Consider the following 21890-nt stretch of genomic DNA (forward strand, 5'->3'; position numbering starts at 1 on the left):
CTCCTTAGCCAATTAATTCGTACAATTTTTTCAATTCCTTTTTTGTATCATCCGATCTTTTGACATTATCTTTTAATGTTTTTTCGAACGATTTTCTAAGTTCTTCATGATTTATTACTTCTAAAATTCCAGTATAAATACTATCAACATTTCCTTCTACAAGTTTTCCGTTCTTTCCATTTATTATCTGATCATTTATTCCTTGACAATTTGTAGCTACAATAGGCTTACACAATAATTTAGCTTCACGAATTGTTGTAGAAAACCCTTCAAATCTAGAGCACTGAACATATATATCCGCCATCTCTATGTATTTGTAAGGATTTTTTTTCATTCCTAATAAGATAAAAGAGTCTTCAACATGAAATTTATTTATTAAAACATTTATTTTATCTTTTTGATCTTCTCTTCCAACAATATACCATTTTATATTTTTACCATTCTCAATCAATTTAGCACATACTTCTACTGCCATATCATATCCTTTTGCTGGTAAAATATTACCTACAGATACAATTGTTATTCCGTCTTTATTTTTTTCTACATCTTCTACTTTTTCTTTCGCTAAACGCAACACCTCTTTCTCGTCCAGAATATTATGTATAGTATGTATTCTTTTTTGCAATTCAGGAAAAGCTTTTTTCAAAGTATCTGTAGCTGGTTCCGACATTGTAACCATATAATCAAATTGATTAAAATAAATTTGATCCATTTCATAATTTTGATTAGAATCTAAATAGTTTGTATGCATCCATCCAATTTTTCGTTTTGCATAAACTTTATCAATGCAATAATAATTAGATAATCCTTCTAAATAACCAATACTAACGTCATATTTTTTTTCTAAGGGAATAATATATTTCTGATAATCTTTCCAATAATTACTCCAAAAGTTTCCTTTAATTTCCGAAGTCCTAAAATAGTTTTTTAATAACCTTTTTATATGAATATAAATATACTTCCAATGTCCCGTCAACAAACATTTCACCATAATATTAATTGAAGGCTCTAAAATCGCTTTTTCAGACAAATCAGGGCGAACAATATTCACTGGTTTTGGTATATTTTCTTTATAAAACATACCCTTTTCACATAATACTAGCAAATCCACATTATATTTATTATAATCAAAAACATTTAATAAAGATACAAGCGCATGTTCAGCTCCGCCACATCTTAAAGTTGATATGATAAATAGTATATCTTTTTTCATCACTTCTTTTTCAAAACCCTTTCTATAATATTTATTACATTTTTTGTCATCTTGGGTTCAAAAATTGTATTGGTCAAGCCAAAAATGATTACACATATTATTCCAACGACCATTGCATATACAAACCACTCCAACCAATTTTTTACACAATAGCTAATCCTACAATTTATCCAAAACGCAAAAAACATTATTACTAAATTTCTAATCACTCTAGATATAGAAATCGTTAATGTCTCATTAACAATGTTTTTTCCAACATAACCAATCATATCCACCGTTCTATAAAAATAAGAACATACTGTTCCAATTAAAACACCGTTAATTCCCATCCGCTTAACTAACAATAACGACACTGTAATATTAATTATTGCTTCAATTATAGCAGCATTTTTTGTTTCTTTATAGTGCCCTGCCGCCATTAACATTGTAAGTGAAGGAGTTCTTATACTTCTACAAATCAATATTATAGTGAAAAGCATTGCTGTAATAGGTCGAATATATTTTGCATCTGTAATATTAACTGTATAAACTTCCATAAATGGAATCATCAATATCATCATACATGTACACGCTATAAAACTAATAATAAAAAATAGATATTCATATACCATATAACTATCCCTAACAATATCCATTTCTTTTTTAGCAAATGCATCACCAAATACTGCACATAAACTACTCGAAAACGAATCCAACAACGTAATAATATTAGATACAATCAAATTGTATACAGTATAAACACTAATTTCTGAAAAATTCTTTAAAAAGATCGTTAAGACCACAACATCTGTACTATTTACGATAACGCCCGTAATCTGATGCGTCAATACATCCCATCTCTTTATTAATGCTTCTTTAATAGGTTTTTCTTTAAAGCTTAAATAATGATAATTTCTTTTTACATATCCATAAATAAAAACAGTCCTTAATATATATACAAATGTTGAAACTGCTTTTACCGCAAGAATATTACACTGAAATTTTATCATCAAAATACAAACTAATGCATTTAAAACTGTTCCTATACTTTGTGTAACTGTAACAATATAACCTTTTTGATTTGCATTTAAAAAGACCTTATATTTTCCTAAAACGAGAAAATCTATCAGTGTACTGCTCCCAAGAATGATAACCATCCACCTAATTAACGAAACATCTATGCCTCCTTCTGAAAAAAAAGGATAAACAATGGAAAGTCCTATCAATAAAACAGCAAAAATACCACCTGCCTTAAGATAAAAATCACAAGTTGCTGACATGATACCATTTATTTTTCTATAATTATTTTCAGCTAAAGGCAAAAATAAAGCGACTAATGATGCATTACCAATTCCAGCCTCAACCAAACTAATATATGTAATAAATTGTGTTATGGAAGATACCATTCCATTAACAGAAGAGCCATATGTTACAATCATTAACTGAGGAATATATATTCCAGTAACTACAATTATTAGCTGCAATACAATTGCACTTAATACATTCTGAAATGCATTTTTACTTCTCATTATTATCCAACTTTCTTTTTCACTTACTTAAATGCAATCAATTATTTATATAGTACATTTTTACATTATACTATTTCTATAATATTAAAACAACCATTCACGTTATATATTTTTTCGGTCCTAAACTCAAATTACAAGTCTGTCTTCAGCAAAAATGCTTATTACAATATTAAAGCTTCTTTGCTCGCTTTACAATATCGTAATAAGCACTTTACTAATTATAATTACATTAATATATAACCACTTTTGTTCCTGCGGGAATTACATCATAAATCCATTTTGCATTTTCTATACTTAATCTTACACATCCATGAGAAGCATTGATTCCTAATCTTCCATCAATAATTACACTCTTACTCCCCTGTTGATAAAGTACAGAATGAAATAAATAATTACCATAAAATTGTGTATAATACCAGCAAGTATACCCTTTTCCAAAAGATAATCCTCTACTTTTAACAGTAAATTCTCCTTTCACTGTTGGTGATGACGGTGCCCCAGATGTACACATCCATAATTTCACTTCATTCCAATTATTGATTGTTCCCTGATATATTCCCACTCGGTTTTGCGAAGTATCGACCATAATCAACCATCCAGTATTACTATTATACATCTGAGCTTTCATTGCCATAGCACTCATAATAAGCGCTCCAGTAACTGTATTAAATCTGTAAGTTTTACCTTCTATCACTTGAATCCCATATACCATAGCTCCATCTGCACCATAATATACTTTTTTCCCTGGCAAATCATGCCATCCTCTTACCATTGCACCAGTTATCGTATTAAAATAATACCACTTGTTATTGATATATTGTTCTCCATAACGCATAGCTCCATCCTGCCCATAATATACTTTTTTCCCTGGCAAATCATACCATCCCGTTATCATCACACCATCATTTCCAAAGCAATACCATTTACCATCTATTTGTTTTTCTCCTATATATTTTTGTCCTGTTTCAAGATAATAATAAGTTTTCCCATCCTTTCTTTGAAATCCTTGTACATTTATTCCAGTCACATTACAAAAATAATATCCCACGCCATCAATTTCTTGCCAACCGTATACCATATGACCTGCTATATCGTAATAATAAACATTTCCATTGTGTGTTATCCATCCGCATGCCATTTCTCCGATATCATATTTTTCTGTTTCTTCGACTGCAAAATAATACCAATAACCATCAATGTACTTTTCACCAAGACATTTTTTGCCATCTATATAATAAAATATTTTTCCATTTTCTTGTCTCCATCCGGGCAATAATATTCCTGTTATATTATCAAACAAATAAGTTATTCCTTCAACTTCTTTCCATCCATGACACATTATTCCAGACTGCTCATAATAATATGTATTTCCTCTATGTTGCGTCCATCCAGTTGCCATAATGCCCGTTTGCGGATCAAAATAATACCATTCTCTTTCTATCATTTTTTCACCATAAGCCATAGTTCCATCATCATTGTAATAATACATATGATTATGATGTTTTACTAATCCAATTTGCATACAAGCTTCTGGATTATTGTTAGTAGCATTTTCTTTTTCATTGAAATAATACCACTTACCATTAATATACATTTCACCAATTGCAATCCCCGATGACGTATAATAATATTTATGACCATCATATGTCTTCCAGCCCGTTTTTAATGCACCTGTATCTTCTGCAAATTCATATAAAAAGCCATCAATCTTAATCCTTCCGTATTGCATCTGCCCAGATTCAAGATCATAATATACTGTTTTTGTATTTAATTGACAAAGTCCCGTCTGCATTGCTCCCGTTGTAATATCGAAATAATACCATGCATCATTTATTCTCTGCTCACCATAACACATACTACCATCCGTGCCATAATAAACTGTCTTATTGGATAAATTAACAAACCCATTTTGCATCTTTCCTGTCAATGTATCAAAATAGTACCAACGTCCATCAATATATGCCTCTCCAAATACTTGTTCACCACTAATATCATATCCTATTTTGCTGCCATCTTCTAATGTAAAAATACCTTTTTTCATAGAACCAGTTAATGTATCAAAATAGTAATGTTTATCCCCTATTTTCTGTTCACCATATAACATTTCTCCTGTTTCTACATCATAGTAAACTGTTTTTTGAGATAATTCCACAAATCCTACCTGCATTGCACCTGTAATAGGATCAAAATAATACCATTTATCTTCTATCCTTTTTTCACCATAACACATCCTCCCCTCCGAATCATAATATACAATGCGGTTATCAGGAAGCGTCCAAAAACTATTTTTAACTAGTTGTCCGTTTGAATCAAAATAATACCATCGTCCATTAATATATACTTCTTCATTGAAACATTTTATACCTTGTTGATTATAGTATTCCCATTCTCCATTATCAATACTAATCAGACCAGTTTGCATTGCACCCGTAACAGGATCAAAATAATACCATTTATCTTCTATTTTCTGAGAACCATAAAGCATTTTTCCATCAATATCATAATAAACTATTCGCCCATCTGAAAGTTTTTGAAATTGATTTTTTAGCATAATTCCATTAACATAATAATACCAGTAATCACCCTCTCGCTTTTCCCCAGTATAATTATCACAATTTGTTTGTGAATTTTCCAGCAATGTTAAACTCAATTCTGTACTTTGACCATTGTCCTCTGCACACACATTCATTGATATTCCTATCAATAATATAGATATAACTAAACTGCCAAAGATTTTTACTCTTATTTTCATATTTATTTTCTTTTTCCTTTCCCATTATTATATATCACCGATAAACAAAACAGTTACTATTTGCCAGGCTTAGTCCTTTATTTGATCAAAACATCCCATAACACACTTAAATTTTCCTCTATCCAAGTCATCATTACACTATATATACTTATATTCTTGAAATGGGACTTATATAAATCTGTTTCATTCTTAAAAGTTTTATATACTGCATATATTATAATGAAAGTTTTTACTATGTCACTTTTTAATCAGGTAAAACTATGAGACTAATATTTTCTGGATTATATTAGCAATATCTATTCCGTATCCAACAGCTGTTGCCCATCCTTTACCATATGGATTTTCTTTTTGCCCCAACCATTCAACATATGTTGCACATCCCTTTGGACTAACATAATCAAATCTTGGATCTACACATGGATTTGATAATGTGTTTTTTGTAATTGTTGCGCAAGAATATGCTTTCAAATGTTGAATTTGTGCACGAACTCCCGTTCTAACATCTGCGAAACTTGCGCCTCCGGATCCTCCATCTGTTGCACCAAGACCAGCAAAATTAAACTGTTCAATTTTCACTTGTCCTCCAAATTGGAGAAAACCAGTTTCTTTCATCGTCTGAGCCCATGCGACTTCAGCCTTGATTCCTTCTTGGCACGCTTCTTGATAAAAAATAGTTGCTAAAGTTTCAATATTAGGTGCTCCTCCTTTTGTAAGAGCTTCCGTAGGATATTCCCTATTTCCTTTATTACTATTATAATATCGAATCATCTGATCAATATTTGTATTACTTATTCCTTCAATAATGTAATAAGCTTGTTGCTCTCCATTTGAGCCATAATATTTTCCATTAAAAAAATCATTAATGATCATAGCTCCAGTAACTGTATCAAAAGCATAATTCTTTCCATCTATCGTCTGTTCACCATATAACATTTGCCCTTCTTGGTTATAATAAACCGTTTTATTAGCAAATTCGTGGAATCCAATTATCATTGCTCCAGTAACCAAATCAAAATAATACCAATGACCATTAATATATTGTTCGCCATATCTCATTGCTCCATCAGTGCCATAGTATACTGTCTTCGCCGGAAATTTATGAAAACCAATTACCATTATCCCATCCTTATCCGAATCAAAATAATACCAATGACCATCTATGTTTTTTTCTCCGGTTACTTTATTATCCGCTTCATAATAATACGTTTTATCATTATCAACGAACCAACCCGACTTTTCATCTAAAGCACCGGTCACAGAATCAAAATAATAAGAAATACCATCAATTATTTGATCACCATATATCATTTTCCCTTCAGAATTATAATACACTGTTTTATTTGGCAAGTCACAAAAACCAGTCATCATCGCTCCGCTTACAGGATGAAAATAATACCAATAACCATTAATATATTGTTCACCATATTTCATATCCCCATCTGAACCGTAATACACTGTCTTTGTAGGTAATTTGTAAAAGCCCGTTACCATTGCTCCATCTTCATTTGAATCAAAATAATACCATTTTCCTTCTATATTCTTCTCCCCAGTAACTTTTCCATCCACTGTATAATAATAGACTTTTCCATCTTCCATTACCCATCCAGGCTCTTCTATTAAAGCTCCTGTTATAGGATTAAAATAATACCATTTCCCTTCTATTAACTGCTGACCATATAGCATAACTCCATCCAAATCATAGTATACAGTCTTAGATGAAAGTTCATGGAACCCTGTTGCCATCGCTCCGCTAACTGTGTCGAAATAGTACCATTTCCCATTTATTTGCTGCTCTCCATACAGCATTGCTCCACCTGCCCCATAATAAACTGTCTTTGCTTCAAATTCATGGAATCCTGTTGCCATCGCTCCGCTAACTGTGTCGAAATAGTACCATTTCCCATTTATTTGCTGCTCTCCATACAGCATTGCTCCATCTGCCCCATAACAAACCGTCTTTGCTTCAAATTTATGGAATCCTGTTGCCATCGCTCCACTAACCGTGTCGAAATAGTACCATTTTCCATTTATTCGCTGCTCCCCATACAGCATTGCTCCATCTGTTCCATAACAAACTGTCTTTGTTGCGAATTCATGGAATCCTGTTGCCATCGCTCCACTAACCGTGTCGAAATAGTACCATTTTCCATTTATTCGCTGCTCTCCATACAGCATTGCCCCGTCTGTTCCATAATATACTATTTTATTTGCAAATTCATGGAATCCTGTTGCCATTGCTCCATCTTTGTTTGGATCAAAATAAAACCACTTTCCACTTATGTATTTTTCTCCGGTTACTTTTTCCCCGCCTTCATAGTAATACTTTTCTCCGTTAGTACCAGTTTCCCAATACCCTTTCGTTAAACCAAAATAATTAGCAATTCCTGTTGCGTCAGCGATTCCCATTTTCTTCAACCAGCTATCTTGACTCAATTTTTCTGCATCATTTTCATTTGATATAAATGCATGCTCTACAATAATTCCCGGGAATCCATTCAACTTACTGTTTCTAATAACCGAATAATAATCTGCAATAGAATTATCTGGATATCTTGTATTATTTTCAGAATCTCTAAACTTAATTCCTCTATTATATAATCCTAAAGTAGCCAACTCATTTAAAATATTAATTGATAATTCTTCTCCCTGTTCATAGACAGCCGAATTATAATTGGAATTAGGACTCCATACTTCGACTCCATAAGCTCCAGAATTTGCTGAATTAATATGTAAACTTACAAATACATTTGCTCCCCAATTTTTTGCCATTTCAACTCTATCAGACAATTCTACAGCAACATCACTTTCCCTTGTCATATAAACGGTAACACCACTGTATTGTTCCAACTCTTCTTTACAATATTTTGCAATTTTAAGAGTAAGATCTTTTTCCACCAAGTCATTCGCTGACGCACCACCATCATTGCCTCCATGACCTGGATCCAATACCACAACCACATTTGAGCCATTTTTTTGTTGTTCAAAGTTTGTACGCGCCATTTTACTTGAAGCACTTGCATCCTCCTGCTGAACTGTTTCAACTGTAGAAGCAATTGCATCCTCAATACTTTCATCCGCTGTCGACACTTCGTTCATTGCCACATTTACAATAGAAGTTTCTACTCCAACACTATCTGTTCCACATATTTCTCCTCCTTCATATCCCGGGTAATACATATCTACTCCGAACATCGGTTGCATACCAATTTCTTTAAAATCAATAGAATAAGCTTGTCCATTCTGAATATATGAAAATCCAATTAATTCATAAACACCTACATCATCGCTAGAAAACACATGTGAAAAAAGATATGTTTCATCTTTCTTTTCTGTTAAACCAATTGAAATTGTTTCATTTTCGTTTTTACAAATTAAGTTAACCTCTGAAATCTGTTCACTTCCATCCCCATAAGAAACTACAATTTTTTGCTCTGAAGGTGTTTCTAAATATGGCGACTCAATAGCTATATAATTAATCAAACCATTTTCTGTCTTGTTTATCTTCTTTTCTTCAGTGGGAGTACCTTCGTCTTGTGATGTATCAACTTCTTCACTCGAAACATTCTGTCCACTTCCCCCAACTGAATTTTGTTCGTTTCCGGGAATATCTCCCCCAGATGATTCAACAACCTCTTTATTTGGCTCTTGTTCTTCGACTTTCGAAAACTTTTCATCATTATTATTTATCTCTGCTGCAATAACACTATTTGAAAGACCAAAAGATAATATCATAATTATAGTTAAAATTCTTGTAAATTTCTTTTTCATCATTTTCATTAATTTTTTATATACCTCCTACTAATAATTTATAAAAATATATTATTTTAAGTATATATTATTTCTTTTTTCTTTTCAATAATTTAATCTGCCAGGTAACATCGCACCGCAATAACTTTATTACATTAAAACAAAGAATAACAAAACTATTTTATAGTCTTTTTATTCTTTGTTAAAAATTTATATTATTTTTTGAGACATTTTGTTAACGATTTTTTTCATTTTTTCTTCTATAGTTTTCATTAATAGATCAATATGTAATACATGAAATATTTTACTACGAAGTCTATCAATCAAAATTGATATAATCAGAAATATCCCTGAAAACGCAATCACTTTTACGGGAATCATATAGGAATGGTTATTTGCCCATGATACAAATCTTTGATTCATTCCATATCTCCATATAAAACGCTGCGTATTTAGAATATATACAGCAAAAGCTCCTGGTGCCGCAAATGATATAACTACTTTCAGATATTTGAATGTCATTTTTGAAAAACAGATAATATATAATATTGCAACACCAACTATAGTTGGCGAAGTATAGGATATAAAACTATCTTGATTAATATGAATACTCATAAAATTCAACTCTATCCCGTATATTTTCCAAATCCACGTGACGAATATTAAAAAAACAATTCCTCCAAAAGCCCCCAATGTAGAAACCTTTTTCCCAATCTCACACTTTTTTAATATTGCACCAATCAAATAAAGTATTATCAACCAAGCGAAACAATATCCACCATTTAATGTGAATTTTCCTACAAATGTATCATATATTGAAAATACAAAAAATAAAATCACCAAAAACTTAATTGTAAAAGACTTTGAATACTTTGAAAGTCCTGTATTTAATATCGGTGCAAAAAGGAACAATCCCATATAGGCCGTCAAATACCAATATAGACCATTTGTAACAGGGAATAACATTTCTATTAAATCAAATTTAGTAACTAATTCCGGGTGTAACATATTAAAACCAAGTGTAATAATAACGCCATAGAAAACCACTTGTGACCATAATAATAAATAATTCGATATTTTTAACGGTTTTTCCTCCTCATGATATCCAACATAACCGCTAATTAATGCAAAAACATCCACAGCACAATATGACCATATCTCAAGAAACCAAGAAACCATATACTGATGTGACCCAACAACTACCGAATCTAAAATACCACCTTGCCCCAAAGTATGTAATACTACCACATAAAACATTGCCAAAATACGCAAAAAATCTATTCCTGGATTTCTTTTAATTGTACTTAACATTCCCTTCTCCTTTTTAAATCTTGTTATTTTGACTTAAATATCTCAGTCCAAGAAGCTACTCTCTTCTTGTAAGATTTTCACCTAGTTGTTCATAATAATTACTTACACGTATAATCCAGTTATCTTAGAAGGTAATTAGATTTTTCTTTTTCCCAGTTACCACTGGGTATTTCACCTCATATCATATAAAAAATCTTTATTCCTATTCTTTCTACAATTAAATTAAAGTATCGTGTGAAAGCAAATTTCTACCAAATTACCTTCTTAGAAAAACAGAGCAACCATCTCCGTCAAAAATATTATTTATCTTTTACTAGCAGAACTTTTCAGTAGCTTTCAAACGGAAATAATATTTTATTTAGTTTTTTCAAAATTTTTTATGTCAATAAGTTGATTATAAAAATTCGAATTTTCTTGTAATTTATTATCCAATTTTTTTAAACCAAATTGTTCAGCCAATGTTTCTTCATCAGAGAACAAATTCACTCCCAATCCTAATCGTTCTCCCTTAATCTTCACTCCCATGCTAGCTAATGTTGTAGGAAACATATCCAATGTTGTAAATTTCCTATTATGAATGTTCTCTGTCGTAACTACTGAATTTATAAATGCATTATAAACTGTTCTCTGATAATCTTTATCAACATTTTGGCAAAAATCACTATCCATCGTTAAATGATCTCCTACCAAAACAATTGTAGTATTTTGATAAAAATCTTGTTGTTGAATCCAATTTATAAACTCATAAACCTGTCTACTAGAACAAGCCATCACATTTGAATATTGATTATCATAATCATTTTTGCACAATCCACATACATAACCGTCTTCAAAATGCGTATCAACTGTTAACAATGTAAAATTAAAAGGTTTCTCAGATGATGCCAGTTCAACTAACTCATTTTTTGCAAAAGAAAACAATTTTTCATCTTCAAATCCCCACCACACATAGTAGTCTTCTGGAATTAAGCCTTGATTTTTTATTATATTATAGTCAATCACTTCATAATCCCCATGCTGTTCGAAAAAATTTCTTCTTCCAGCAAAACTTCCATCTGATCCAATCAGCAACACCTGTTTATACCCTGCATCATTCAGAACATCTCCTATACTATAAACAGATGGAAAAATAGCTTTTTCGCTTTCTATATATTCATTCCTTAAAGTTATTTCATTATCTGTCTTTAGTGGCATTCCTGTCGATTGAGTAAACATAGCACCCATAGTCCAGGTTGATCCTACTGTTGGATAAGCACCTCCCAATTTATCTGTATTAGAAAAACTTATATTACTTTCAGCAATTTGGGTCAATTCTGGAATAACATTTTCCTGAAATCCTCCACCCACTTCTTTTGACATATATGTAGTTTCCATAGACTCTAGATAAATATAAATAATATTCCTCTTCTCTTCAGGAAATTCAAGAGAAACATTTCTAGGATCCACATAATTATCTTGAATAAAAGTTGACTCTTTTTTCTGAGCCTCAATATATTTATCAACATCTAATTCTTTCCACAATTTCTCAACTGAAAAAACATCCAAACAACAGAAAAAAACAATTAGAGAAAAGGAAATTAAAACTCCCAACTTCTTTCGTTCACGTATACTAATTAATATTATAATGATTATAAAAAGTACAACTACTGCCATAGGAATACAATAATTAATTGCATCTATAATCATATCTTTATTTGTTCCTTCTAAAGGAACTTTTAAATGAAATACAATTTCATCCATAGATAGTAAGCCCCATGTATCTAAAATCCACTCAACTAAATTATAAATGATCATAGATATGGTACTAAATATTAATAAAATGATAATTAAAAAAAATCCAAAAACTTTTTTTACTATATTTCCTACTTTTTTCATAATTCTTCATCCCTTTTACATAGATTATACTAATATTTTTCTTATTTTTTCACCATTATGTATTATATCTTAGCAAAATAGTGTTTGCAATCTAATCTTATTTTTTTACAAATTTTTCTTGTTCATCAGAAAAAATATGGATAAAATGAAAGTCAAACTCATATTTACCTACATAATTTGAAAAAGAATCCAGAATCTTGGCAAAAAAAGTTTTCATTTATTTGATAATTTTTTATTTCTCACGACTCCGTTTTTCGCAACACAAAAATTCGTCATGCTCAACAACTTAAAACCCATAAAAATAGTGCTGGAAAACAGCTCCAGCACCAACTCTTTCAACAGTTTAAAAGGCAACAAAATATTCCCTTTCATTACTTAATCAAAACAGCCTTTTCGGATATACCCCTGTTGCAATCAATTCTTGTATTGCCTCTACAACAGCTCCTTTATCTTCCTTATATGTAACCCCAAACCACTGATCATGTGACTTTAAGACTTTTACTTGTGTCTTACCTTCTTCCAACAACTGTCCGATAATCCTTGGCAACAAGTATTCTGCCTTAATATCTTCTTTTTTAATACCATCTAAGAATTCTACAAATCCCTTTTCTAATATTTCAAAGAATTCCGGCTGTAGTCCCCACATATTCATGGATACTGGAGAATCCAGATCTAATCGTATCTCTTCTCCGTCCTTTACTGCAACTGCATAGTCATCTCGTCCTGCGATCTCATATGTCTCTTCAATTGCTCTCAACATATTCTCGTCATCTACTTTGCATATTCCTCTGGTCACCGTCCCATTCTTACTTAACGTATTCTTTAGAACGAATCCAACCATACTAATGTCTGATGCATCGTGTTCTTTTATAAGCTCATCATAAGCCTCTACATATGCTTCTTTTCCGTAATAATCATCTGCATTGATGACAAGAAACGGTTCATGCACTACATCTTTGCAGCAAAGGATGGCTTGTCCGGTTCCCCATGGTTTGGTTCTTCCTTCCAGCTTATCTTTGAACTGTGTTGGAATATTATTTAATTCCTGATAGGCATAATCAACCGCTACAACTTTCTCAATACGATTGCCTATGATTTCTTTAAAGTCTTTTTCAAGATCCTTACGTATTACAAATACCACTTTATTAAATCCGGCTTCCAGAGCATCATAGATAGAATAATCCATAATGATCTCTCCATTTGGTCCTACCGGCTCTAACTGTTTAATGCCGCCACCGAACCTGCTTCCGATTCCTGCTGCCATGATAACTAATGTAACATTTTTCATACTCTTTACTCCTTGTACAAAATTAATAGTTCCTCGTTAGTTGATTGTATTATACAATACTTTTTGTGAATTGTACAATGATACATTATTTCGATTTTCCACTAGTATCTTCTCATTTTTCTAAAACTGTGCGTAGATGAATCCGCCAGCTGTATCCATTACACATCCGAACATTGGGATGCAGAATACCAGCATTCCATATACAGCCCATCTTAATATCAACGGCTTCTGCCCAAGGCTTTCCCGGATCTTAACTCCTCGTTCTTGAAGCACGCTGATCAAGAATACGACAAGACATCCCATTGCCAGAATCGCATAATCCAGCCGATCCAATCCCAATGACATTAATGTTCCGTCCGAAAGCGTCTGCAATGCGAATCCTGTCACCGTACTTTTCATCATAGCCCGTGCTGCCGACAGGCTGACCGCCATATCAAAATACCAGCTGATATTAACCAACAGAAAGGTTCGCAGAATCTGAATCACATGCCAACACTTAGACTTGGGATCTATATGGAAGAATGCGAATCCTTTCTTATAGATCGGAGCAAGGAGACTACTGATTGCAATAATCAGACCATTATAGAATCCATAAGCAATGTATTTCCACGCTGCTCCATGCCAGATACCTACTACAAGAAACACAATAATATTAGCCACACAGATAGGCAGGACTCTTCCAGTCTTCTTCCCGAATACTTTCTTGGTCCATTTTCCGAACTTTCCCATCCATTTTGATAAAGAGATTGGATAGAAGATATAATCTTTCATCCAGGTTCCCAGTGTAATATGCCAACGATGCCAAAAATCTGTAATCGAAGTTGCAAAATACGGTCGCCGGAAGTTCTGATCCAGTTCGATTCCAAACAGACTTGCCACCCCTGCCACTACATCCATTCCACCAGAAAAATCCATATATAATTGTATCGAATACATCAGAACTGCTACTATATTCGTGACACCTGAATACTGTGTATAATTCAAGAACACTTGGTTGACCACTACGGATGCCCGGTCGGCAAGTACCAGCTTCTTGAAAAATCCCCATAAGATTAACTGTAAGGCATTCTCGATGTTGATAAGATCAAACCGATGTTCTGCATATAATTGTTCTGCCAGACGATGATACCTTCCAATCGGTCCCTGCAGGATCTGTGGAAAGAAGGAGACAAACAGCGCGAATCGGAAAAAGTTATGCTCAGCCTTACATTTTCCCCAGTACACATCGATAATATATCCCATCGACTGGAACGTATAAAACGAGATACCAAGAGGCAATAGAAGCATCTGAAACGAGATACCTGTGTGGAATACGGCATTGATATTCTCAACCACAAAGTTTGTATATTTCAGAACTGCTAACATTCCAAAGTTCAATACCAGGCATCCTGTCAGAATCGCTTTTTTCCTTGCTTTCCTTCTCTTCTTTTCTTCCTTTGAATTCGCTTGATTACAATCAATCCACTCCAGAAGTCTTCCCGTACCGTAAGTGATAATGGTGGTATACAGAAGGAAGAACAGGAGTTTCACTCCTGATGATGCATAATAGATATAGCTGAATATCAACAGCCAGATCCATTGATACTGCTTAGGGATCAGGTAATATCCCACAGCTGCGATTCCTACGAATAGCAGGAATTCCATTGATATCAGAGACATATCTTTCCTCCACTTTTAAGCTTCCTGGAGCCGTTGTACCATTTCCCATAATGCCTGTGCAGAGTTAAAATTCTCTGGGATGATATCGACTGGTGTGATCTCAACATCAAAAGCATCCTCCAATTCACTTACAATACTTAAGATTGCAAATGAATCCAGTAATTCGTCGTCAATCAGAGTTGTACAGTTCTCGTAATCCACATCTGGCTGAATATCCTTTAATATTTCTAATAATTGTTCCATTGTCTTGTTCCTCCTTTTAATCATTCTCTTTTAGATAATTGCCTAGTTCAAGGCTGAATTGTTCTGCTGCATCTCCATACATGTGACCATCATAATCCCAATAGTTATCTATACTTCTGTCAAACGCAAGAGCCGAATCAAAGATAAAATTATGATATGGAATACGATATTGCTGCATCAGTTCTGTAAAATACCGGTCAGACTGCTGATAACTTTCCGGTGTGTTGGCATATGTCTCTGCCGGTACCGGAAGTGTGATCACTTCCAGTTCAATATTTTCCTTCTTGCAATAGTATAAGATTTTTTCAAAATATTCTTTTGCCTCCGGCCGGAGTTGTTCCTCATTCCATGGAACATTATTGAAGGTTCCCTTCTCTGCTCCTTCTACCTTATCCTGATAGATGAAACCGTCACCGCCGTAATGACCTCCGGGAATATCCAGAATCGCCGGATCATATTGCCGATATTCCGCGCTCAATTTCTTTCGGATTGTCTGCGGTGCTTGAGGGAGAAGATTCTTATAGTAGCTCCACGGGAATATTGTCTGTCTATAATCCAGCTTTATAATCTTATCCCCAAGATACTGAAGCTTGTTCATGGACCAAGGAATTTCCTTATAGAACATACCAGCTACCGTTCCCATATTCTGGTCGGTGATCCAGTAGGATGGGTCTAGCTCATAGATAATCTTTTTCGGTTTCTGCTGCCTGCATGCTTCCTTGATCAGATAATAAGTATCGACAGGATATTCATTTGCCATGCACAAGTTAAAACTATTCTTTCCCGTTACCTGATCCACAACTTGTGGGCTGATTCCATACTGTCCATGGGATGTCCCTACGAACAGATAATCATAAGGGCCATCTTCTTTCAACTCATGGAGATTCAGCCATATAACATTCGGTGGCATCGTAACCCAACTCAGGCAACAAGACAGAATCACGCACAAGATCACGAATATGATCATTCTAATGATATGGTTTTTTCTCTTCTCTTTCATTTTTCTACCATCCCATTCATGATATCTGTCTGCTTCCGTTCCCGTATCATCTGAATGCCATTTTCCTTCGAGTAGAACAGTATCTGCGGAAGATCTCTGCTTAAGAACAGATAGATTCCTTCTGTAACCGCATAAGCTCCTGTCCGTTCGAAGATGATGATATCCCCCACTGCTGCATCTTTTAGTGGAAGTTGCTTCACAATGACATCATTGACTGTACAGAGTGATCCACAGATGTTCCAATTCTCTTCTGTCACATCTCCTTCATTTTTTTGCACATTTTTATGAACATGTTGATAATATGGAGTTTTCATAGCCATCGCCTGCCCATAATATGTGAGATGATTGATTCCGCCATCCACGATTGCATACTGTTGTCCATGGTTTTTCTTTTGATCTGCAATGCTGGTCAGATAATATCCACAATAAGCAGACAGATACCTTCCCATCTCGAAAGTAATCTTCCCTGTATATTTTAATTCTGACAATAGGTTTCGAAGTCTTTGTAGTAGCTCTCCATCATCCGTCTCTTCATCCGTCTGAAAATACGGCACGTAGAGGCCCGGTCCGTATTCCAGTTCTTCTGCCTCATAACCAGATTCTTCTTTTAATCTCTGAAGAAATGTATCCAGATATCGCAACTCTTTCTCTATCTTTTCCATCTTCTTTTTCTGCGTTCCTGAATAATACTGTAATCCTATGAAGGAGATATGCGGATATGCTTTCCGTTTTTCAATCATGGTACAGATATCTTCTTCATCCACACCGAACTGATTTCCACTGGTCAGTCGAATTAAGGCACGAATCACATTGCCTGTCTGAGCAGCACAATACTCCAGAAGCTCCAACTGTTCCAGGGATTCGATTGTATAAGTCCCCTTTGATCCATATGTTTCCATAATGGAGAGAATATCTTCTTTTTCTTTATTTACACCAGATAAGACAATCTGCTCCATGGCAATCCCTGCACGTTCACAGATACGAAATTCTCCCATCGAACACACTTCATACTTATCAACGCGTGTTTGAATCGGCTTTATCAGGAATGGATTGGCTTTCATTGCATAACACAGCTGAATTGACTGGGCAAGTTCTTGCTTTACCATCTCAATTCTACTTATCAGCTCATCAATATCAAAAAGATATGCCGGAGTAGCACATTCTCTGGCTATCGTCTGCAGCTGTACTCTATCCATAGATACCCTCCCTGTATTCTTTCATCATTTTCTTTCGGTCAATCTTTCCATTCTTTGTAATTGGAAGTCGATCCATCTTCACCCACACGTTTGGAATCATATATGCCGGAAGCTTCTTTCCCAATGCACGGACAATCTGCCGTTTCTCAGCCTCGCCTTCATAAAAAGCAATGATCTTATTCTCCGGCTCATCATAAGTACAACAGGCTCTGCGGATTCCCTCTGCCATCTCCATCGCCAGCTCGATCTCTCCAAGCTCAATCCTGTGTCCCATATGCTTGATCTGGAAGTCTTTTCTGGAAGCAAAGTACAGATATCCATCGTGCCCATAATAGGCCATATCTCCTGTACGATATATACGTTCCAGATACTTTTCATTCAGCGGATTCTGAACGAATACTTTCTTGGTCTGTTCCGGATTCCGATAATATCCCAGAGACAGGGCTGTTCCAGAGACGCAGATCTCTCCTTTCTTTCCAGCTTCCCGCACAAGTTGATTCCCCTCATCCAGTAAAAATACCTTTTCATTGGGAAATGGTTGTCCTATTGGCAGACTCTCTCCTGGCTGAAATTCCCGGTCCACAATATAATAGGTACAATTACAGGTAATCTCTGTGGGCCCATATACATTCGCATACAAGGCATCCGGCAGATATTTTTTCCATTCATTCAAGTGCTTTATCGGCATGACCTCTCCGCTAAAGATAATTTTATTCACTTTTTGAGGTACTTTATATTCCAGTCCTTTTAACGTTGTAACTATGCACAGTGCGGACACTGCCCAGATCAATGTAGTGATCTCCCGCTCGTCCAGATAATCCAAAAGCTTTGTCGGAAATGAGAACATCTTCTTTGGAATAATCTGCATAGTTGCCCCTGTTTTCAAAGTAGAATAGATATCCTTCACGGATACATCAAAGTCGAAGGGCGCCTGATTACCGATGACATCTTTGTCTGTAATCCCGAATATATCAACAAATTCTTCCATAAAATCAATGACTGATCGGTGACTGACTAACACTCCTTTAGGGATTCCTGTGGAACCAGATGTGAAAATTGCATATAAAGGATCTATGTCAAGTCTCTGCTCACGAATCGTTTCTAATAGAACTGCATCTTCTTCCCCCTGTAACGCTTCCAGAATATTTACAACATTCCTTTCATATTCCAATGCCTTGAACTGTTTCTCATAATCCGGGTGTAACACCAGAACTTCTGACTGAAGAGTCTGAAGAATCTGTTTCAATCTTTCTGAGGGAAGCTTTGGATCCAGCAGCACATAAAAACAGTCGGCATACACTGCACCCAGGAATGCATAGATGGTCTCCACTCTTTTCTCCATGAATACAGGAACCGGTGATCTTGGCGGAACATAATTGGCCAACTTCGTGCCTACAGATCTGGCAGTTTTCCACAACTCTTTATAAGTACATGTTGACATTTCATCTGCAAATGCAATCTTATCTGGATAATGTCTTGCTGATTGTTCCAGATAGTCTAATATATTTCTAATCATAAGATTCTCCCATCAATTATTTACACACTACTTATTAAGTTTATACTATAACTACCTTTAAATCTAGATGTAATTTCTGAATAATTCTTAATAATTTTGTAATTTTTAAAACAAATCAAGAAAGGCAGTTTACACATCTTATGTAAACTGCCCTTCTCTCTTTTTCACCTTATTCACCAAGTCCATCTGCAATGACTTTTGTCATCGTCCGCATTGCTTCTTCTTCATCTTCCCCGTCGCAGATCAGCTCAATCTCGTCGCCTTTTTTAATGCAGGCTCCAAGAACACTCAAGACACTCTTTGCATTGGCTGTTGTATTGCCATACACAAATGTCACTTTACACTTAAAACTGCTGGCAGTGTTACAGAAGATTCCTGCGGGTCTAAGATGCAAGCCTGTAGGATTGGTAATCGTTACTTTTTGCTTAACCATAATTTCTCCGTTTATTCCTCCTGCTCTTGTTTTTCTTCCAGTATCACTTCTACGCTCACCTCATTCACCAGAGAACATCCCGACGGAAGTTCCACCGATACGGGCACAGTATAAGTTCCTGGTCTTGTATAATCTTTAAGGTCTATACTGACTTTTTTTGCAATCGAGAACGTATTCAGAGTTGCATCCGGACCTTTGATCTGAATCTCAAGATCTACGACCGATCCATAACTCAATTCCAGATTACTGTCAAGGTTATTAACGGTAATCGAACTGGTGGATACTTCGAAGTTCTTTGCCCCCGGCTTTTCCACCGCGATTGTAACCACTACATTATCCGCATTCTCATCTACCAGAGAAACATCTTCCGGGAGATACTGCGAGATATCTATACTTCTCTCTGTTCTCTGCGTCAGGTTCACTGCTGTGAGAGCTGACGCAGGCACTGATATCTCAGTTACTCTTGCCAGGGCACTTTTGCTTCCTGAGATACGGACCTCCTGAGGTTCTACACTGATCTCACTGATCTTATATCCATCTGCTGCCGTCACCATCGAAGTATCTAACTCTACCTTCACACTCTTGATCTGATGTAATGTCACTTCGACAGTAAGTCCTTCTTTTCCAAGATTATTAGCCAGTAGCGATTGGTCAATGACATTATTATTCGCATCGTACAACACCAGTCGTGCTTCCACTTCTGTATCCGATGACAATCCCGACACATCCACTTCTGCCACAACTCTGTTGATGCTGTCAATCACTGTCTTCGGGCCACGGATGGTCACCTTCTCCGGATTGGCCTTCAGTTCCCCGATAACATATCCTTCTCTTACGGTTCCTAATGTGGTCGGTGTAATCGGGAAATTGTTCTTTGCTTCATCATCAATCTGTATCTGAAGGTTTCTTGGATTCGAGACAGCACTATCGTACTTATATCCCTCAATCTTGACCTCGATCGGAATCTGTGTGCCAAGTGACATCTCTTTCATGTCGGCAATTGCCACAATATCTTCTGCTTTGACATCATTCAACACGGAACGCTGAGCAGTCACTGTAACACTCACTTCCTGTGTATCATCCACGATCTGATAGGTTCGGTTTGCTGACGTTACTACTTCTTCATTGATTACTTGAACCGGAATACCGGTATAGGTCTTATCCGTTACCGGATCATCGATATTAACCACGATCAGCCACATGAACAATGCGATAAAGAAGGCTAATATCTTAAGGCCGAAATTAACTGTTAGTCTTTTTCTCATGCTTATGCCTTCCTTTCCACAATGCTGTCAACCTATTTACTTCTGTCTGCTTATCCTGAATTCTTACCAATCTCTCCCTTAATTCTTTTTCACTGATATTTCGATAGATCCTGCCTCCCTGTGCCACAGAGACTGCTCCCGTCTCTTCTGATACTACAATAATCAGTGCATCGCTTACTTCACTCATACCGACAGCCGCACGGTGTCTGGTTCCAAGATCCTTGCTGATTCCCATGTTGTCAGACAACGGCAGATAACACGTTGCAGACACAATCCTGTCTCCCCGCACGATAATCGCACCATCATGAAGAGGTGTATTATGTTCAAAGATATTAATCAACACCTGACTGGACACCAGACAATCCATCTGAATCCCAGTACTCTCATATTCTGTGAGCCGAATGGCCTGCTCTACTACGATAAGAGCTCCTGTCTTGACCTTACCCATTGCATAAGCTGCGCTGATCATACTCTCTCTTGTTTCCTCACTGAAGCGCACCTTCTCTCGCTTGGTCTCAAATGGAATCATAGATGGCAGGAACTTCCGTTCTCCCAGTTTTTCCAGCGCACGCCTTAACTCAGGCTGGAACACCACGACTGCAGCCGTCGCCATCACCGTGACCGCATTCTTGGCCAGGAACAGAATTGTATGCATCTCAAATATTGCGGCGATCAGAATGAATACAGCAAGTACCAGAATACCTTTCATGAGCATCCAAGCTTTCGTATTCTTAATCCACACTATCAGCTGATAGATCAAAAATGTAAGGATTAAAATCTCTACAATATCCGTAATACGCACTTCCGGGAAATACAAGTCTCTTACATATCTTCCAAGAAAATTGCTAATCTGCTGTTCCATCCTATCACCTCCTTTATATTAC

Annotated in this window: 15 protein-coding genes; all 15 read right to left on the bottom strand. The window is 35.4% G+C overall.

The window, feature by feature from the left end:
* Window positions 1-4: 4 nt before the first annotated feature.
* A complete protein-coding gene (locus ACQRD1_RS01490) occupies window positions 5-1213 on the bottom strand; it encodes a glycosyltransferase (protein ID WP_427786831.1) in 1209 nt (402 codons plus the stop codon).
* On the bottom strand, window positions 1213-2721 hold the full coding sequence (locus ACQRD1_RS01495) for a lipopolysaccharide biosynthesis protein (RefSeq protein WP_427786832.1): 1509 nt from the start codon (window positions 2719-2721) through the stop codon (window positions 1213-1215). The genes ACQRD1_RS01490 and ACQRD1_RS01495 overlap by 1 nt, the downstream gene beginning before the upstream one ends.
* Window positions 2722-2950: 229 nt before the next feature.
* Window positions 2951-5473 carry a L,D-transpeptidase family protein gene (locus tag ACQRD1_RS01500; RefSeq protein WP_427786833.1) on the bottom strand — a complete coding sequence of 841 codons (2523 nt, stop codon included), beginning with the start codon at window positions 5471-5473 and terminating at the stop codon, window positions 2951-2953.
* Window positions 5474-5731: 258 nt separating this feature from the next.
* A complete protein-coding gene (locus tag ACQRD1_RS01505) occupies window positions 5732-9250 on the bottom strand; it encodes an N-acetylmuramoyl-L-alanine amidase (protein WP_427786834.1) in 3519 nt (1172 codons plus the stop codon).
* Between the two features lie 180 nt (window positions 9251-9430).
* Window positions 9431-10531 (bottom strand): acyltransferase family protein, encoded by a 1101-nt coding sequence (locus ACQRD1_RS01510; protein WP_427786835.1) that lies wholly within the window; start codon window positions 10529-10531, stop codon window positions 9431-9433.
* Window positions 10532-10885: 354 nt separating this feature from the next.
* A complete protein-coding gene (locus ACQRD1_RS01515; RefSeq protein ID WP_427786836.1) occupies window positions 10886-12406 on the bottom strand; it encodes an LTA synthase family protein in 1521 nt (506 codons plus the stop codon).
* A 379-nt stretch (window positions 12407-12785) separates the two neighbouring features.
* Window positions 12786-13694, bottom strand: a complete 909-nt coding sequence (locus tag ACQRD1_RS01520; RefSeq protein WP_427786837.1) for a nucleotidyltransferase family protein — start codon at window positions 13692-13694, stop codon at window positions 12786-12788.
* A 120-nt stretch (window positions 13695-13814) separates the two neighbouring features.
* Window positions 13815-15353 carry an MBOAT family O-acyltransferase gene (locus ACQRD1_RS01525; protein ID WP_427786838.1) on the bottom strand — a complete coding sequence of 513 codons (1539 nt, stop codon included), beginning with the start codon at window positions 15351-15353 and terminating at the stop codon, window positions 13815-13817.
* 15 nt (window positions 15354-15368) lie between these two features.
* Window positions 15369-15596 (bottom strand): acyl carrier protein, encoded by a 228-nt coding sequence (locus tag ACQRD1_RS01530; RefSeq protein WP_347376489.1) that lies wholly within the window; start codon window positions 15594-15596, stop codon window positions 15369-15371.
* A gap of 16 nt (window positions 15597-15612) precedes the next feature.
* Window positions 15613-16596: a hypothetical protein gene (locus ACQRD1_RS01535; protein ID WP_427786839.1), complete on the bottom strand. Its 984-nt coding sequence runs from the start codon at window positions 16594-16596 to the stop codon at window positions 15613-15615.
* Window positions 16593-17792, bottom strand: coding sequence for an alanine racemase (locus ACQRD1_RS01540; protein WP_427786840.1), 1200 nt, complete (start codon window positions 17790-17792; stop codon window positions 16593-16595). Before ACQRD1_RS01540 ends, ACQRD1_RS01535 begins: the two co-directional genes overlap by 4 nt.
* Complete coding sequence (locus tag ACQRD1_RS01545) at window positions 17785-19308, bottom strand: amino acid adenylation domain-containing protein (RefSeq protein WP_427786841.1); 1524 nt, start codon at window positions 19306-19308, stop codon at window positions 17785-17787. Before ACQRD1_RS01545 ends, ACQRD1_RS01540 begins: the two co-directional genes overlap by 8 nt.
* Window positions 19309-19477: 169 nt before the next feature.
* Window positions 19478-19741, bottom strand: coding sequence for an HPr family phosphocarrier protein (locus ACQRD1_RS01550; protein WP_427786842.1), 264 nt, complete (start codon window positions 19739-19741; stop codon window positions 19478-19480).
* Window positions 19742-19752: 11 nt separating this feature from the next.
* Entirely contained in the window at window positions 19753-21006 is a 1254-nt protein-coding gene (locus ACQRD1_RS01555) for a CdaR family protein (protein WP_427786843.1), read from the bottom strand.
* Complete coding sequence (gene cdaA, locus ACQRD1_RS01560; protein WP_235233869.1) at window positions 20984-21868, bottom strand: diadenylate cyclase CdaA; 885 nt, start codon at window positions 21866-21868, stop codon at window positions 20984-20986. Before cdaA ends, ACQRD1_RS01555 begins: the two co-directional genes overlap by 23 nt.
* Between the last annotated feature and the right edge of the window lie 22 nt (window positions 21869-21890).

The sequence above is a fragment of the Bariatricus sp. SGI.019 genome (assembly GCF_050315235.1).
Taxonomy (GTDB): domain Bacteria; phylum Bacillota; class Clostridia; order Lachnospirales; family Lachnospiraceae; genus JAFBIX01.

Excerpts from the sequence above, each read along its gene's own strand:
- ACQRD1_RS01545 (WP_427786841.1), bottom strand. The coding sequence starts at position 19,308 with ATGATTAGAAATATATTAGACTATCTGGAACAATCAGCAAGACATTAT.
- ACQRD1_RS01495 (WP_427786832.1), bottom strand. The coding sequence starts at position 2,721 with ATGAGAAGTAAAAATGCATTTCAGAATGTATTAAGTGCAATTGTATTG.
- cdaA (WP_235233869.1), bottom strand. The coding sequence starts at position 21,868 with ATGGAACAGCAGATTAGCAATTTTCTTGGAAGATATGTAAGAGACTTG.
- ACQRD1_RS01525 (WP_427786838.1), bottom strand. The coding sequence starts at position 15,353 with ATGTCTCTGATATCAATGGAATTCCTGCTATTCGTAGGAATCGCAGCT.
- ACQRD1_RS01520 (WP_427786837.1), bottom strand. The coding sequence starts at position 13,694 with ATGAAAAATGTTACATTAGTTATCATGGCAGCAGGAATCGGAAGCAGG.
- ACQRD1_RS01505 (WP_427786834.1), bottom strand. The coding sequence starts at position 9,250 with ATGAAAATGATGAAAAAGAAATTTACAAGAATTTTAACTATAATTATG.
- ACQRD1_RS01490 (WP_427786831.1), bottom strand. The coding sequence starts at position 1,213 with ATGAAAAAAGATATACTATTTATCATATCAACTTTAAGATGTGGCGGA.
- ACQRD1_RS01510 (WP_427786835.1), bottom strand. The coding sequence starts at position 10,531 with ATGTTAAGTACAATTAAAAGAAATCCAGGAATAGATTTTTTGCGTATT.
- ACQRD1_RS01535 (WP_427786839.1), bottom strand. The coding sequence starts at position 16,596 with ATGAAAGAGAAGAGAAAAAACCATATCATTAGAATGATCATATTCGTG.
- ACQRD1_RS01500 (WP_427786833.1), bottom strand. The coding sequence starts at position 5,473 with ATGAAAATAAGAGTAAAAATCTTTGGCAGTTTAGTTATATCTATATTA.
- ACQRD1_RS01555 (WP_427786843.1), bottom strand. The coding sequence starts at position 21,006 with ATGAGAAAAAGACTAACAGTTAATTTCGGCCTTAAGATATTAGCCTTC.
- ACQRD1_RS01540 (WP_427786840.1), bottom strand. The coding sequence starts at position 17,792 with ATGGATAGAGTACAGCTGCAGACGATAGCCAGAGAATGTGCTACTCCG.
- ACQRD1_RS01515 (WP_427786836.1), bottom strand. The coding sequence starts at position 12,406 with ATGAAAAAAGTAGGAAATATAGTAAAAAAAGTTTTTGGATTTTTTTTA.
- ACQRD1_RS01530 (WP_347376489.1), bottom strand. The coding sequence starts at position 15,596 with ATGGAACAATTATTAGAAATATTAAAGGATATTCAGCCAGATGTGGAT.
- ACQRD1_RS01550 (WP_427786842.1), bottom strand. The coding sequence starts at position 19,741 with ATGGTTAAGCAAAAAGTAACGATTACCAATCCTACAGGCTTGCATCTT.